Here is a 15,794-nt window from a genome sequence, read left to right on the forward strand (position 1 = left end):
GCGTGAAAGCCTGAGGATTACAGGAACTGGTCGTCGCCGCCACCGGCCAGCACGATCTGGCCTTCGTCGACCAGCCGGCGGACGACCTTGAGGATCTCCTTCTGCTCGGCCTCCACCTCGGACAGGCGCACCGGGCCGCGCGATTCCAGGTCTTCGCGCAGGGTTTCGGCGGCGCGGCTGGACATGTTGCGGAAGACCTTCTCGCGCAGCTCCGGGCCGGCGCCCTTGAGCGCGACGATGAGGGATTCGGACTGCACTTCCTTGAGCACGGCCTGGATGCCACGGTCGTCGATCTTGTCCAGATCGTCGAAGGTGAACATGTTGTCCATGATCTTCTGGGCCAGGTCGGAATCGGCCTCGCGGATGTAGTCCAGCACCGAGGCTTCCACGCTGGAGCCCATCATGTTGATGATCTCGGCGGCGGTCTTCACGCCACCCAGGTTGGACTTCTTCATGCGCTCGCCGCCGGCCAGGATCTGGCCCATGACCTCGTTGAGGTCCTTCAGCGCCATCGGCTGGATGCCGTCCAGCGTGGCGATGCGGATCAACACCTCATTGCGCTGGCGCTCGGTGAAGACGCGCAGCACCGAGCTGCTCTGGTCGAAGTCCAGGTGGGACAGGATCGCCGCGACGATCTGCGGGTGTTCGTTGCGCAGCAGTTCGGCGACCGAGCCCGGGTCCATCCACTTCAGACTTTCGATCGACGAGACGTCCGAGCCCTGCAGGATACGGTCGAGCAGCAGGTTGGCCTTGTCTTCGCCCAGCGCCTTGCGCAGAACGGCCCGCACGTATTCGTCGGTGTCCGACACCAGGGTGCTCTGGGACTCGGCCAACTGATCGAATTTGTCGAGCACCTTCTCGACGCGCTCGCGCGGCACGACCTTCATCTTGGCGATGGTTTCGCCCAGCTTCTGCACTTCCTTGGGCGCGAGATGCTTGAAGACCTCGGAGGCCTCTTCCTCGCCCAGCGACATCAGCAGGATGGCTGCGTCTTCTACGCCTTTGTCGTCCATGGGGTGTCTCGGTTGATCTGTGTCGGTGCGGTGGCGCTGGGGGGGATCGGGTCGGTGAGGCCGGTCGGTGTCGAAAGGGTGGTGGGCGCGGGATCGAGGCGGCGCTCAGCGCTTGGCCATCTCGAGTTCTTCGCCGTTCACCCAGGCACGCATGATGTTGGCCACAGCGATCGGATTCTCCTTCGCCAATTGACGGGCGCGTTCGAGTTTGTCGTTGGAGACCGGCGCTTCCAGGACCGGCAGTCCGCCGGGGCTTGGCAGGGCGGGGGTCTCGTCGGCCAGCTCGCTCAGTGGGTTGGCCGAGGCCTCAGTCTCGCCCTTTTCAGCCGGCGGCGGGAAAGCCGCCTTGAGAGCAGGGCGAACCATGCCGAACACCGCGATCAGGGCGACCAGCACCAGGGCGGCCGGGATGGCGGCTTCTCGCGCCATGTCCCGCAGCCAGGGTTGCTGCCACAGCGGCACGTCGTTGGGGGTGAGCTTTTCGGTGACGAACGGGGCGCTGAGCACCTTGACCGAGTCGCCGCGCTCCTGGGAGAAGCCCAGCGCTTCCTTGACCAGGGAGTCCAGGCGCTGGAGCTCGTCGGCCGACAGCGGCTGGCTGGTGGTCTTGCCCTTGGCGTCGGTCACGCTCTTCTGGTTGACGACGACGGCCGCGTTCAGGCGACGCACCTGGCCGATGGCATTGCGGGTGACCCGCACGGTGCGGTCGACCTCGAATTCGGTGCCGTTGACGCGGCGCATGTTCTGCGAGCCGCCGGTGGTGCCGGCGGGCTGCAGCTGCTGCGCGGCGCCGTTGATGGGGGCGGCGGCCGGCGGCGGCACCTGGTTGGTGGCGGCGCCGGGGACGCCGGTGGGCACGCCTGGGGTGGAGCCGGTCTGCTCCTCGGAATTCATGCGGCGCACCGAGCTCTGGGTATTGGGACCCTGGTTGGGCTTGAATTCCTCGGCAGTGGATTCGACCTGGTTGAAGTCCACATCGGCGGTGACGGTGGAGCGCAGGTTGTCGCGGCCGACCACCGGCTCCAGCAGTTCGGCGATCCGCTTGTTCAGGTTGGCTTCAATCTGCTGCTTGTACTGAAGCTGCTGGCTGTCGAGGCCCGTGCCGTTGTTGTTGTCGCCGTTCTGGGAGAGCAGGGTGCCGGTGCTGTCGAGCACGCTGACGGCCTTGGGATTGAGTTCCGGCACCGAGGAGGAGACCAGATGCACGATGCCGGCGATCTGGGCGCGGTCCAGGGTGCGGCCGCCGCGCAGGGTCAGCATCACCGAGGCGCTGGGCTTTTGCTGTTCGCGGAAGAAGCCGTTCTGCTGCGGCATGGCCAGATGGACGCGGGCGTCGGCGACGTCGGCCAGGGCGGTGATGGTGCGGGTCAGTTCGCCTTCCAGGCCGCGCTGGAAGTTCAGGCGTTCATTGAACTGGGTCTGCCCGATGGACTGCTTGTCCATCAGCTCGAAACCGGTGATGCCGCCCTTGGGCAGGCCGGCGGAGGCGAGCTTCATGCGCAGGTCGTAGACCTGGCTGGCGGGCACCATGATCGTGCCGCCCGGCTCGTTGCGGTAGGGCACATTCATCTGCGCCAGTTGGGCGATCACGGCGCCGCCGTCCTTGTCGGACAGGCCGGAGAACAGGGGGCGGTAGTCGGCGCGGCCGGTCATCATCGCCATGGCCACGATCACCGCGATCAGGGCGGCCACGCCGGCGCCGAGCATCATCTTGCTCTTCAGCGGCATGGCGGCGACACGGGCCGGGAAGCTCGTCGGTTCGGCGGGCTTCACCTCGGGGAGTCCGGCGGCGGGGCTGCTCAGGGCGTTGTCCATGGGGCGGCGATGGGGCGTCGTTGGATGCGGGGCGGTACGGCGACGTACGGTGCGGATGCAGCCGGACGCAAGTCTGGCCACAGGTCGAAATTATTGGCAAGAACACCCTCAAGAATGCCGGGAACAGGCCGAGTAAGGCCCCCCAGTTCCGATCTTGCGCCCGGCCCGTTTTCATTAGGATGCGTTCCGTGGACCTGAAACTCAAACCCTTCGATTTCGCGAACGCGGTGGCCCGCGCCGGGCTGACCCCTCAAGGTCAGCCGGTGGCCAAGGCCGCCACCGCCGCGTCCGGCACGAGCTTCGCTGATGCGATGAGCTCGGCGCTGAAGGGTGTGAGCGCGCAGCAGAACGAGGCGTCCCGCCTGCAGCGGGAGGTTCAACTGGACAACCCCACCGTCAGCCTGGAAGAGACCATGGTGGCGATGCAGAAGGCGCAGATCGGCTTCCAGGCCACGCTGCAAGTGCGCAACCGTCTGGTGTCCGCCTACTCCGAAATCATGAACATGCAGGTGTGAGTCCGGGGCGCCGGGAGGCGTTTTCGGGCCACGATCGCTGGCTGTCCGGCCATGCGGGCCTGAAGGTTGTTGCTCAGCGACGCTTGGGCGTGGCCCAGTGGCGCTGCATGTCGCTGATGACGGGGCGTGTGCGTGACGGATCGTAGGGATCGGGCGAGCCCGCCGGATACGGTCGCACCAACGACAGGATCCAGCTACCCACGAAATTCACCTCGTCCGTGTCACCGCAACGTTGCGGGGCAGGGATGAGCGACCGTCCGACGTCGATGCCGAACTGCACATCGCGTGCGAAGCCGATGTTTCTGGCCACGACCTCCTGTGTCCCGAGATCAATGACGGACATCTCCACCCCGTAGATGGCGAAATCACGTTCCAGGTTGGTCAGTACCTGCGTGAAGATGATCCCGTGGGAGGCCGTCGATTCTGAAAGATCGGAGACCGTTGTTTGACCAGTCGTTCGATCGAACTGGCTTCGTTTCCATTGACCTTTGGCGTCCTGGTATTCCAGGGAGATCGGGAGATCTTCCGAGGCGATGGCGATCTGGATCGCCTCCACCGCCGACGCCACTTTCAGTTTTCCTGCGCTGAATGCCGCATAGAAATCGATTGCGGATGCGTAGCCGCGCGCGGGGAGTGTCGGTGCGGCATGGATGTGGAGGATTCGGAAGCCGGTGGCTCCGATCAGCGCGCTGGTATTGGACGACAGGTTCTCACAGAGGTTTTGGAAGCCGTTACCGAGTGCGTTGAGTTTGCTTTCATACGCATTGGCGGAAATCCTTCTGCCCGTCGCTTTGTCTGCGACTTGTTCCGCAGCGCTGGGGTGGGTCGCCCTGGATCTCGTGGCTTGCTGCTCCGCAGCCAGGGCAGTCTGCTTTGGGGCGAAGGTTGACAGCAGTGCGAGCAGGGCGGTCGAGAGCGAAATTCGAGAGAGGGGCGACATGGCGGCGATAGGGATCTGGGCAGTGCCGACCGCAATTTATTAAACGGCTGGCGTAATCCAGATCGACAGGAGATGAATGAAGATTCCTGATCTCGTGAGGCGTCAGGAATCGGGAGTCCGTCAAGTCGCGAAATACCTCAGGCGAGTTCCCGAATTTTCAGAACTGGGCGGCCCGGTCGTGTGGCGGTTTCATGTCGCGAATCTGCCTTCATGGCATGCGCCGTAACGAATGGCGAGCTTCTGGCTCGCCATTTTTCATTGAGCGGGCCCCTTCAGCGATGGAATATGTCGAAGAAATGGCTGGAGTGTTCCATGTGCAGGCGCCGGAGGAGCGGGAGAGCGGTGAAGCAGAAGCCCATTTATAGCCAATGCGTAATACCTATGGGTGGGTAATGCCTGCAATTCGTTGCTATCAAAAAGACCTCGATAGGTAATGCATCGGTAGGTGGCTCGGGCGTACGCTGATTGCATTGAAATTCTTCAATGGAATTTCTCGGAGAGGAGGTCGGGATGAAGCTGTGTTTTATCTGCGATCTAAGGGTGATTTTCGATTCTGAAACGTTTCATTCAGATTCACAAATAATCTTTGTGTTATTGGTTTCTGTCCTTCTATAAGCTTGGGCACTTTCAAAGGAGGAAGGCTCAAATGTGCTGATTATGACGCCTGGCATGTCAATATCCACATATGAGGGTAGGACCCATCAGATTAGGAGCGCTGCAATGAAAAAATTTATGTTCGTGGTGTTATTTGCCGTGTCTGGAATATTTGGCTGCTCCCATTCTGGGTCTGATTTGCGCGCCAAACGGGCGATCGAATTGATGGCGGAAAGATGCGCGAAAGCGGGCGAACGTATCTACCGGACCGTTGAGGGCGTTGAAGGTGTTGTCTTGCTGAAGCAGCGGATTAAGGTGGTTGACTTTGTAGATCAGTATGCATTGAACGATCCATACGGCAGAGACGCATTTGGGGATGGCTATATACATAGCTTTCTTCGGGGGAATGTTGGACCTTATTGGGTAGCAAGGCCTGGTTGGCCTCAGCGGCAAGGTTACCGTTTTGTGGAGGCGCTCGATGTCGAATCGGGTAAGTGGTACCGGTATACCGGACAGGTCGAGGTTAAGCAGGGCTCAAGTTACCCGCTAAAGCCGCAGGACTGGAAATTCGACGTGTTTAAGGTGCCAATTAACTGGCCAACAGGGAAGTACGGTGTAGCTTATGAAGATATTTCAACCAAAGAGGAGAGGGATTTATGGATAGCCGGTAGCCGGCTCTACGTGATTGACATTGCGTCAGGTGAGATTTTGGGTGAACGGGTGGGCTATATGGTTGACTTGAGTCAAGGGTCGTTGGCAATGGGCCGTCAGCCATGGCTTTACGCGGCAAACAACGCTTGTCCGAGCTTCGACCGGTTCCCGGGTGCAAAGGGGGAGCGTCGTGGCTCGTCCATGCAGATTCGTCAAACGTCGGACTTCGTGGAAAAGATACTAATTCCAGTGGTTGACTAAAAATTTGGAGTAGGCATGAAGAATTTTCCAGATATCAAAGTACAAGATTTGCTCAAATTGTCCGCGGCTCAAATGTCCGCCGAAGCTTTTCTAAATGATGACAATGGAGATCCAAAGGCTGGGCTTGATTTCGTTAATGCACTATTTTCAGGGAACGATCACAACAGTCGCTTCACGTATATTGATGCGACGAATATGACTAAGAATTGGAATATCGCTGCTCATTGCCCGAACACCGCCACTGGGTTTAGCGGCACCCTCCTTGAATGCCGCCAAGACGACCCCATCACCGGCGCCAAAAAGGGCGAGCTGATCCTCTCCTTCCGCTCCACCGAATTCATCGACGACGCTGTCCGCGACAACAAGGCCACCAACACGTTGGAAGTCTTCAACACCGGTTTCGCCTGGGGCCAGATCACCGACATGCAGGCCTGGTTCAATGAGTTGAAGGGTCAGGGCCTGATCCCCCCGGACGCGCCGCTTTCCGTCACCGGCTACAGCCTGGGTGGCCATCTAGCGACGGCCTTCAACTTGCTGAATCCCGACGCAGCCCAGACCACAGTGACCTTCAACGGCGCTGGCGTCGGGCAAATCAAGGAAGGCACGCTGCAAGCGGCGCTGGACGATTTCAACCTCCTGCGCCACGGCCCGGAAACCATCGTCGCCCGACTGACGGATTCCCCAGAAATGATCGCGCTGTACAACACAGTGCGCAGCCATCTGGAAGATGGCACTTGGGACGCGGCCCGCGCGCTGGCGCATGTGCGCAGCCTCTACCCGGTGGCCGGCAATGATGACAACGGACCGCCACCCATATTGGCGTCCACCCTCATCGGTGCGTTGTCGAACCTGCAGACACTCTCGAGTGAGCATGCACGGCTCCCCAAGCTTCGGTCTGACGGCACGTCCAGTGCCTCCAGCCCGATGGAAGTGCCCCTCAATGAAATCGCTGCCTTTTCGCTCGACTATCAGATGGCTGTCGCCATGGTGTCGAGCCGCAGCCAGAGCGCCGGCGTGACGACCAACCTCAAGCAGACGTTCTGGGATAAGTCCACGTTGCCCGTCCCGGAGGGCAACGCCGCGCTGGCCCATCAATACGACGTGGTGGCCGACACCTCGCCATCCATGGTCGCCCACAGCCAGTGGCACTACGGCAAAGACATCCGCATCGGGATTGAAGACCAGCCGCTGATGCGCGGCGGCGTCGTGTCCGGCGCCGTGTCCGCCTCCTTGGCTGCCGGCTCGATCTCGCTGCTACCCGACCGCTACGGCGAGCGCGACTTCGGCGACACCCACAGCCTGGTGCTGCTGATCGACTCGCTCAGCGTTCAGAACCTGCTGGTGCGGATGCTTCCGGAGGGCGATCGCGTCGCGGCCACCGAGCCCATGCGCACCATCCTGCGGCAGGCGTCCAACCTGGTCCGGCAGGACGGCGACGTCCTTATCGGCAGTGGCGCAGGCAAGGCGGAAGGCGACGTGCTGGAGAACACGCTGAATGCACTGGCCGCGCTTTGCCTGGGGCCGGACGGCGCACCCAAGTTGCGCGGCAATCCTTCCGGGGCAACCTACGCCGAGATGGGCGACATGAAGGGCTCGTCCCCCAACGATCCTGGCTACACCGGCCGCGAATCGCTGCACATGCGCATCGACGACATCCGCAAGAGTCCGCTGTACCAGGCGATCCAGCGAGGGGAGGTCTCCTGCCAGCTCTCCGCCGGCGGCGACGACCTCGCCACGCAGGCGCGACAGGACTTCGGTGCCTATGCGGCGTTGGTGGCGCTCGGCCCGTTCGTGCTGTCGCTGCAAGGCGATCCCGCCACCTTGGATGGGCTGCTGAGTGCGACCTGGGGCGACACCTGGACCCGCTGGCAGGCCGACCGGTCGGCCCAGGCCGACGGCACGGCGGCGGAGAACCCCGCGCTGTTGTCGGTCACCGACGCATGGCGGGAAGACCGCGCTGCACTGCTGACCCGCAAGAACTACTTCAACGAAGCGAATGCGGTCTATGAGACGAAGGCCTCGCGGGAGCCGGCGAGCCAGCGCGCAACCCAGTATGACCAGGAGGACATCGTCTGGAGCGACTTGGAATCGCAGTTGCTGATCCAGCGGGGCGGTGAAACGGCCCAGACCCGCTTCGTGCGATTCGGCGATGCCACGGCGAATGTGCTGAGAGGCGGCCGCAACGACGATCGACTCTATGGCGGCGCCGGCAACGACCACCTGTACGGCGGTGCCGGGAACGACCTGCTGGAAGGCGGCGACGGCGACGATCAGCTCGATGGCGGCGCCGGTGACGACGTGCTCAACGGTGGACGCGGTTTCGATACCTATCACGTGACCGCGGGCGACGTGGTGCTGGACGCCGACGGACGCGGCCGGATCATGGTCAACGGTGTGGAACTGAGCGGTGCGCTGCCAGAGGCCGCCGGCCGCCTGGGATTGAACAGCTGGATCGGCGCCCAGGGCGAGCTGTATCGGCGGGCGGGCGACGACCTGCTCATCTACACGCGAAACGCGCAAGGCGAGTACGACGCCAGCTGCATCACCATCCGATGCGAGCCCTCGACGCCTGCGGCCATGGCGAGCGGCATGGCCGGGCTGATGGACGCACGCCCAGACGGCGCGTTCGGATCGATGTTGGGGCTGTTCCTGCCCGACGCGCCGCGCTCGCTGCCCGAGCCTGATGCCATCTGGAACGGTCGACCCGAAGGCAACTATTGGGTGGTGGGGGCCCCCACTGTCGGCGCTGCCTGGAACGACAGCGCGGGCACCGATCGGTTTGTGATGGGCGACGGCGTGGACACGGTGCACTCGGTCGATGGCGATGACCAGTTCTTCGGTCTCGGCGGCGACGATCTCTTCATGGGCGGCTCAGGGCGCAATGTGGCCGACGGCGGTGACGGCGACGACATGCTGGTCGACGAGATCATCCCGCAGCGCAATTTCACCAGCAGCTTGCAGCCCGGCCTGCCCACCTACGTGCCAGGCATCGGCTATCTGCCGGGCGCGCCCACCCAGGTCTGGGCGTGGCGCTTCTCGCCGGTGACACGACAGGAGCGGCTGCTGGACAACCCGTTGGACGGCGGCACCGTCCTGCTGCATGAACTCGCGGGATCGACCAACAGCAGCAGCAACTTCAGCGCGGACCGGCTGCTCGGCGGCGCGGGCAACGACTGGCTGCTGGGTCAGTCCGGCAGCGACGAGCTGGATGGCGGCGACGGCGAGGACGTCCTCTACGGCGGCAGCGAGAACGACGAGATCCGAGGTGGCGCCGGCAACGACATGATCAGCGGCGACAACCTCGGCGGCCTGGTGCTCAGCGGCGCCTGGCATGGCAACGACCTGATCGACGCGGGCGACGGCGATGACCTCGTCTACGGCAACGGCGGCCACGATGTGATCCGGGGCGGCGCCGGCAACGACGTGCTGCACGGCGACGATGCCCTGACGCCCAGCGAATTCCACGGCGACGATGTCCTGTCCGGGGGCGCAGGCAACGACCGCCTTTACGGCGAGGGCGGAAAAGACCGGCTGAACGGCGATGAGGGCGACGACCTGCTCGTTGGCGGCAACGGCAATGACCGCCTCTATGGCGGTGCCGGGAATGACCGCCTGATTGGCGATGGGGCCTCTGGCGAGGACATCGATCGTTCGCCCCTGCTGGCCGCAGCCACCGGCACGGCCGCCACCTATTTACGGAACAACCTGGACCGGCTGCTCCGCGAGGCAGCGCAGGAGGTGGCCGGCGATCAACCCGGCGATGACGAGCTTGACGGCGGCGCCGGCGACGACGTGCTCATCGGCGGCAAAGGCAACGACTTGCTGCGGGGCGGATCCGGCAGCGATGTCTTCATGTACCAGCGTGGGGATGGGCATGATGTCATCGAAGAGCGCGGCGGCCCAGGCGCGAAGACGGATGTGGACACCCTGGCGCTCGGCGCCGGGATTTCCGCGGCCATGACGCAGGTCTTGCGGCGAGGCGATGACCTCGTGCTGCGCTGGGATGAGCACGATTCGATCACCCTCCGATTCCAGTTCGCCGGAGGCGGCGCCGGCGTGGAGCGCGTGCACTTCGAGGATGGCACCGAGTGGCGTGCGGCGGATCTGCTCGCACGGCTGGATCAGGGATCGGAGGGGCATGATCAGCTCATCGCGTCGGCGAGGACGGTGCGCGCCGCCGCAGGCCCCGGCGAAGGTGGCGAGGTGACGCTGCCGACACTGTCCGCAGGCGGTGGCGACGACTTCATCCAGGTTCGTCACGACTGGCACGATGCCCTGGCCCATTCGTCGATTCGCGTCGACGACTACCTCACTCGCAGCCAGCAGACGATCGCCGAGGTCGGGCGGGTGGCCGACCTCGACTTCTCCAGCAGCCTCTTCGCGATGAATGGCCTGGCGGTCGGCGGCCACGCATCCGCCCGAGTGCTGAGCGTGGACGACAGCGTGGACGGCGTCCGCACCGCGTGGATCGGGTTTGCATCGTCGGTCCATACCAAGGCGGTGAAGGTCCGGTTCGAGGACCTGGCGGACGGTGGCATCGGCGCCCGGGTCCTCACCGCGAAGTTCACCCAGGGCGATGTGACGGGCCAGGCCTTCGATTGGGAGACCCGCGGCCAGTTGACCAACGTGGCCGACGCGCCCACCGCTCATGGCTATGGCCTGGCGGCGATGGCGCTCACCGTGGCGGGCTTCGATGACCGGTTCATCATCCACGGCGGTGACGGGCAGGACACGGTGGACTATCGCGCGGGCTTCGGCTATCACCAGGTCGGCGTGACGGCCGTGCTCACCGACGCCGCGACGGCGCCGGGCGCTACGGGCGCTACGGGCGCATTTGGCTCATTGGGCGCAGCGGGTACAGCGGGTACAGCGGCCCCACCGAGTGCCATGGGCGAGGCCGCCGGCACAGGTCAGACTTCGGGCGCCTCGGTGACGGTCGGCCTGGGGCGTGACTTGCTGATCGACGTCGAGCATCTGGGGGGCACCGACTCGGCGGACCGGCTGGTCGGCAATGCGCAGGCCAATCGCTTGATGGGCTATGGCGGCTCTGATCGCATCGACGGCGGCGGCGGCAACGACGAGATCCACACCGGCCTGGGACGCGACAGGGTCCAGGGCGGGGACGGTGACGATCTGATCGTGGTCAGCCATGAGCAATCGCCCGAGACGCTGACGCTGGATCGATTCGTCACTTTCCAGTCGACGGCCCTCAGCACCCGAGGCCGGGTGGCGGACATCGATTTCCAGGCCAGCCGCTTCCAGTTGGACGGCGCCTCGGTGGGGGCCATGGGCGCGCGCGCCTTGGCGGTCGAAGCGGTGGGGGACAGCGAGCGCCTGGTATGGGTGGGAGGCTTCACCGGCGTGCACACCAAGGCCGTGCAACTGCGGTTCACCGATGCGGCGGATGACTTCAGTGGCGAGGCTGGGGGTGTGCGCGTGAGCGTGGTGCAGTCCCGCTATGCCTGGGGCGACAAGACCCACGATTCGTTCCATTGGGCCAGCCAAGGCCTGTTGACCGGGGTGGCCCAATCCTCCGATGCGCACGGCTATGGGGTCCGCGGTTTGACGCTGACCACGCTCGGCGGTTTCACCGACGGCAAGTGGCTGGACGGTGGCGACGGGATCGATACCGTGGACTATCGGACAGCGCTTCAGCGTCACGACCAAGGCATCGACGCCTCGCTGGCCAGCGGGACGGTGAGTGCGGCGGGCCGCCCGGGGGCGGGAACGGAGATCGGGTCCGATGGCTCGTGGGGCCAGATCGACCGACTGGTGGGCATCGAAAACCTGGGCGGGACCGATGCGGCGGACCGACTTGAGGGCGATGCGGCCAACAACCGTCTGGTGGGCTACCGTGGCAACGATGTCTACCGCTTCGGACGGGGTGGCGGCGCCGATGTGATCCTGGATGAGGACGACACGGCGGGCCATGTCGACACGCTGATCTTCGGCCCGGGCATTGCGGCCACCGACCTGACATTCGCCCGGGTGGGCAACGATCTGCGCATCGAATTGCAGCCGGACGGGACCTCTGCAGCCTCAGGTCAGGCCGCCAGCCCGTGGCCGGTGGGGACGGACAGCGTGACGGTGGAGGGCTGGTTCACTGATGCGCGCTTCCGTCTGGAGTCGATTCAACTTCAGGACGGGACCTCCGTGCGCTTGCCGCCTGACGCGTTGAGTGCTGTGGGTGACGGTCGCGCTGCGGCATGGGCGGGCTGGCTGTCCGAGATGGCGGCGCAGCCGATGACGGGATCCCCGTCACGATCTCCTTCGCCCCTCCCGTGGCGATCGACCGATGCGTCCGAGTCCCTCATCTGGCAAGGCCCGCCGACCGACCTCATGCCTCAGCCGATGCCGGCACAGATGGCGGTGATGGGCGTGTAGTCGTCGCCGAACCCTCGGGCGCCGTCAACCATCGAGGGGGACGGCGCCCGACCATTGCCTGACGGCCAGAGGGCTGAGGGACATGTCCGTGCCTCGTCCGTGCCCATTCGAACCCATTGCAGCGGGAGCGCGCGGGCCGCGCCGCGCGTGCGGTCAATCCCGACGCAGCAACCGTTCGCGCTTCTGGGCCTGGTCGATGAACAGCTGCAGCGCGCGAGCGGCGCTGGGCGTCATGGCCGAGAAGGCGCAGCCGATCTGATGCGGCGCGCCCTCCAGGCCGTCGGTCACGTGCTGCGCCCGGAGCACGGCGCTGAAGCTGACCTCGCGCTCAAGTTCCAGCACGCCCCGGATCGCCTCGCCCGCGCGCGGGACCGGCAGCACGTCGGCCGGCCATTGCAGGGCGATGCCGCCGGCGCTGACATTGAGCACGCGCAAGCGGGGGAGGTCCGGATCCTGCAGCCGCAGCGCCGGGAACAGTTGGCCCTGCGACTGCACCCGATAGGCTTGGCGGCGCTGAAAGCGGTAGAGCCGCAGCGGAATCGGCGCGCGCAGCACCTCCGCGCCATCGCCGCGCACACTGACCAGTGTGGCCAGATCGAATTGAAGCTTGATGCGGTCGAGGAAGGCGGTGGCCACCAGCTCATCGCTGGCCAGCACCGGCGCCAAGGACTGGCGATCCACCGGGGCTTCGAAACTCAGCATGCCGTGCGGCGTGTCCAAGGCCCGCAGCACCGTGTGGATCGCCTCACCGTCCGGCGTGATCAATTGCACCCGCGACTGGCTGCGAAGCAACTCGCGCAGCCAGCTCATGATTTCGCCCGGCGCATCGAGCCGGTAATCGGCATCGACGACGTCGGGCGGGGTGGCCGTGGTGGGGGCGTCACTCAAGGGAGGAATCCTCTCGCAAGCCGACCCTTGATCAGTGAACCGTCTTGGACTTGCCCTTCATCAGGTGGTCCAGATCTTCCAGCCAGGGCTCGGCCAGGTGGCGGATCTCGGCGTCGTTCAGCAGGATGCGCTGCATGATGCGCGTCTTGAGCTGGGTCTCGTCCGGGCCCAACTGCTGCGAGCTGGCCGCATGCTTGAGTTGCGAGATCAGCAGCACGCAGGCGCCTTCGAGCTTCACCACCTCGTCCCAATTGCCCGAGCGTGCGGCGCTGAGCATGTCGGCGCTGGCCTGCTCGATGGCCTCGTAGTAGCTCAGGAGATGGGTGTTCATGATTCGGTCCGAGGTCGTCGTGGCGGTCTGAGCGGCATGCGCATTCAGGGACTTGGCGGCGGTTTGCTTGGTCATGGAACGGCTCAATTCGGTGTGCGGTCGACGTTTGGGCAGTGTGCGGAGGGCGCGGTCGGTGCGTGCTCAGGCCGCAGCGCGTTGTTCGTTGGCGGTCGGTGCGATGCTCATCCAGGCTTCGCGGATCGGCTGCAGCAGGCGCTGGCACTCTTCGATCGCCGCCACATCGCTGTGCAGGTTGGCGAAGGTCAGACGCATGCACATGTAGGCATACAGGTCCCGCAGATCGGTGGCCAGCTTGCCGGTCTCCAGGTTGAGGGCCGCTTTCAGACCTTCATCCAGGATCCGGACGGCGCGGCTGAGCGCACGGTTCTTCACTTCCACGTTCTGGGCATGAATCGCTCCCAGGCCCTGGGTCATGGCGTCGAAGGCGCCATCCAGCAGCATGGTCACCAGACGGTGCGGCGATGCGGTCAGCACATCGGTCTCCACGCCAACGCGGTTGTACATGTTGCTGGCGCGCTGGCCGTGGGAGGCGAAAGGTGAAGAGTTACCGTACATGATCTGCTGCGAGAGTTGCGGGTGCCTGAATTTGTTTTCGGCCCCCCGCTCGCCGACTTGAGCTGTCACTTCGTGGAATTTGTCAGCAAATTCTGCGCTACTTCACAAAGACAAAAGCCTCCGTGAGGAGGCTTGGCAGGACGCTTTTCGAAGCGCCGGAGAAGGCGCCTTTCGACGGCCTTGTTTGTTGGCGAGGTTCCACCGCGCTGTTCGAGGTGTGCCCGCGGTCAGCTGCTGCTGCTGAGCATGCTGGTGATCTTGCTCACATAGCTGGACATGTCGTTGAGCTTGGCCATCTGGGTGTCCAGCGCGGTGTACTGCGCGCGGACCCGCTTCTCATAGGCGGCCGCTCGATCGGTCATCTCGTCGGAGCGCTTGGTGTTGGCCGTGACGCGGGACTGCAGGCCGCTGGTGCGGGTCGTGATGCTGCCGTCCACGCTCAGCACCTGATCGGCGAATTTGCGCCAGCGCTGGGCAATGCCGCTGTTGTCCGCATTGGTGTTGTCCACGCCCATGAACAGCTGCTTGACGTCGCTGATGTGGCCCATGGCGCTGGTCAGCTTGCTGTTGTCCACGGTGATCAGGCCATTGGATCCGATGTTCAGGCCGATATCGGCCAGACGCGCAAAGCTTCCCCCCAGGGTGCTCCCGCTGGAGGTGATGTTGCGCAACTGGGCCTGCAGGCTCACTGCCGTGCTGTCGCCCTGAAGGGCACCTGCGGACTTGGAGCTTTCGTCGTACTTCGTGTTGTCGCGCAGCATCGTCATGAGACTGTTGTAGGCGGTGACGAAGTCGGTCACGACCTTCTTGACGGCATCCTTGTCCTGGCCGACGGTGACGGTGAGGTCGCCTTTCTTCAGCAGGTTGATGCTCAGCCCGTCCACCGCACTTTCGATGCTGTTGGTCGCGGAGCTGATGTCCAGGCCGTTGATGGTCAGGTTCGCATTGGCCGCGGCGACATTGCGGGTCAGGCTGGCGACCGAGGCGGTGGGGTCGTAGGCGAGGGCGGACAGGCCGGTGGCGTCGCCGTTGTTGCCGTCGGCATCCGCAGCCGTGATGCGGAAACCGTTCTCCACGCCGGTGTCCTTGGAGCGGATCACCAGCCGCGAGCCGCTGGCATCGGTGACGACCGACGCCAGCACGCCCGCGCCAGACGAATTGATCTTGTCTCGCACCGTGCTGAGCGTGTCGCTTGCACCGATGGTGACGCTGACCGGAGAGGTGCCGCCCTTGCCGGTGAAGGTCGAATTGTCCGCACTCCATTGGCCCAGTTCGATCGTGAGCGAGCCGGCGCCGACTGCCGCCGTGCTGGTGTACGCCTGGCTGGACAGGCTCTGGGCGGCCGCCAGATTGGTGACACTGACGGCATAGCTGCCGGCGCCGCTGCCGGTGCTGGCCGTGACGGTGGCCATGCTGGCGTCTGATGAAGTCGCGGTCAGGGCGGCCCAGCTCGCGGGTGTCGTCAGCTTGGAGGCCGCGTCGCGCATGGCACTGAAGGCGCTTTGGATCTTGCCGTAGGCCGAGATCTGCGTCTTGATGGTGTCGGTACGGGTCTGCAGGGCGGTGATCGGCTGCTTTTCGATCGACACCAGCTTGGAGACGATGCTCTCGACATCGAGACCGCTCCCCAAACCGGTGGAAGTGATGGTGGCCATGGCTCGAACTCCTCGCTGATTTGGGGGGGGACGCCGCGTCATCCGGGGCCGTGGAGGCTGGATGTGATGCAGAACTTCCCTCGGCTCAATGCACGACAGGGCCTCGTGATGGAGGCCCTGTCTGGTTTATCGGCGCAACGGCCGCCCGACTTGAGGGCCGTTTTTGTGATT

At 64.4% G+C, this 15,794-nt stretch carries 10 protein-coding genes; 3 read left to right on the top strand and 7 right to left on the bottom strand.

Going from position 1 to position 15,794, the window contains the following annotated elements:
• Nucleotides 1–17: 17 nt before the first annotated feature.
• Nucleotides 18–1,013, bottom strand: a complete 996-nt coding sequence (fliG, locus tag N4261_RS07805; protein ID WP_261759605.1) for a flagellar motor switch protein FliG — start codon at nucleotides 1,011–1,013, stop codon at nucleotides 18–20.
• A gap of 105 nt (nucleotides 1,014–1,118) precedes the next feature.
• Complete coding sequence (gene fliF / locus N4261_RS07810) at nucleotides 1,119–2,828, bottom strand: flagellar basal-body MS-ring/collar protein FliF (RefSeq protein ID WP_261759606.1); 1,710 nt, start codon at nucleotides 2,826–2,828, stop codon at nucleotides 1,119–1,121.
• A 188-nt stretch (nucleotides 2,829–3,016) separates the two neighbouring features.
• Between fliF and fliE the strand changes: the two genes are divergently transcribed.
• Nucleotides 3,017–3,343 (top strand): flagellar hook-basal body complex protein FliE, encoded by a 327-nt coding sequence (gene fliE / locus N4261_RS07815; RefSeq protein WP_261759607.1) that lies wholly within the window; start codon nucleotides 3,017–3,019, stop codon nucleotides 3,341–3,343.
• A gap of 73 nt (nucleotides 3,344–3,416) precedes the next feature.
• Here the strand turns inward: fliE and N4261_RS07820 are convergent, their stop codons facing one another.
• Nucleotides 3,417–4,283, bottom strand: coding sequence for a hypothetical protein (locus tag N4261_RS07820; protein ID WP_261759608.1), 867 nt, complete (start codon nucleotides 4,281–4,283; stop codon nucleotides 3,417–3,419).
• 720 nt (nucleotides 4,284–5,003) lie between these two features.
• Here N4261_RS07820 and N4261_RS07825 point away from each other — a divergent pair.
• The gene (locus tag N4261_RS07825) at nucleotides 5,004–5,789 is read left to right on the top strand and encodes a hypothetical protein (RefSeq protein WP_261759609.1); all 786 of its coding nucleotides are present in this window, start codon (nucleotides 5,004–5,006) and stop codon (nucleotides 5,787–5,789) included.
• A gap of 15 nt (nucleotides 5,790–5,804) precedes the next feature.
• Nucleotides 5,805–12,173, top strand: coding sequence for a calcium-binding protein (locus N4261_RS07830; RefSeq protein WP_261759610.1), 6,369 nt, complete (start codon nucleotides 5,805–5,807; stop codon nucleotides 12,171–12,173).
• Nucleotides 12,174–12,326: 153 nt separating this feature from the next.
• Here the strand turns inward: N4261_RS07830 and N4261_RS07835 are convergent, their stop codons facing one another.
• The 4 genes from N4261_RS07835 to fliD form a co-directional block, all read right to left on the bottom strand.
• Nucleotides 12,327–13,061 carry a flagellar brake protein gene (locus N4261_RS07835; protein WP_261759611.1) on the bottom strand — a complete coding sequence of 245 codons (735 nt, stop codon included), beginning with the start codon at nucleotides 13,059–13,061 and terminating at the stop codon, nucleotides 12,327–12,329.
• A gap of 31 nt (nucleotides 13,062–13,092) precedes the next feature.
• Nucleotides 13,093–13,392 (bottom strand): flagellar protein FliT, encoded by a 300-nt coding sequence (locus N4261_RS07840; RefSeq protein ID WP_261760644.1) that lies wholly within the window; start codon nucleotides 13,390–13,392, stop codon nucleotides 13,093–13,095.
• 141 nt (nucleotides 13,393–13,533) lie between these two features.
• A complete protein-coding gene (fliS, locus tag N4261_RS07845) occupies nucleotides 13,534–13,917 on the bottom strand; it encodes a flagellar export chaperone FliS (RefSeq protein ID WP_261759612.1) in 384 nt (127 codons plus the stop codon).
• Between the two features lie 278 nt (nucleotides 13,918–14,195).
• Entirely contained in the window at nucleotides 14,196–15,623 is a 1,428-nt protein-coding gene (gene fliD / locus N4261_RS07850; protein ID WP_261759613.1) for a flagellar filament capping protein FliD, read from the bottom strand.
• Nucleotides 15,624–15,794 lie beyond the last annotated feature (171 nt).

This window comes from Roseateles amylovorans, assembly GCF_025398155.2.
In the GTDB taxonomy this organism is placed as follows: domain Bacteria; phylum Pseudomonadota; class Gammaproteobacteria; order Burkholderiales; family Burkholderiaceae_C; genus Roseateles; species Roseateles amylovorans.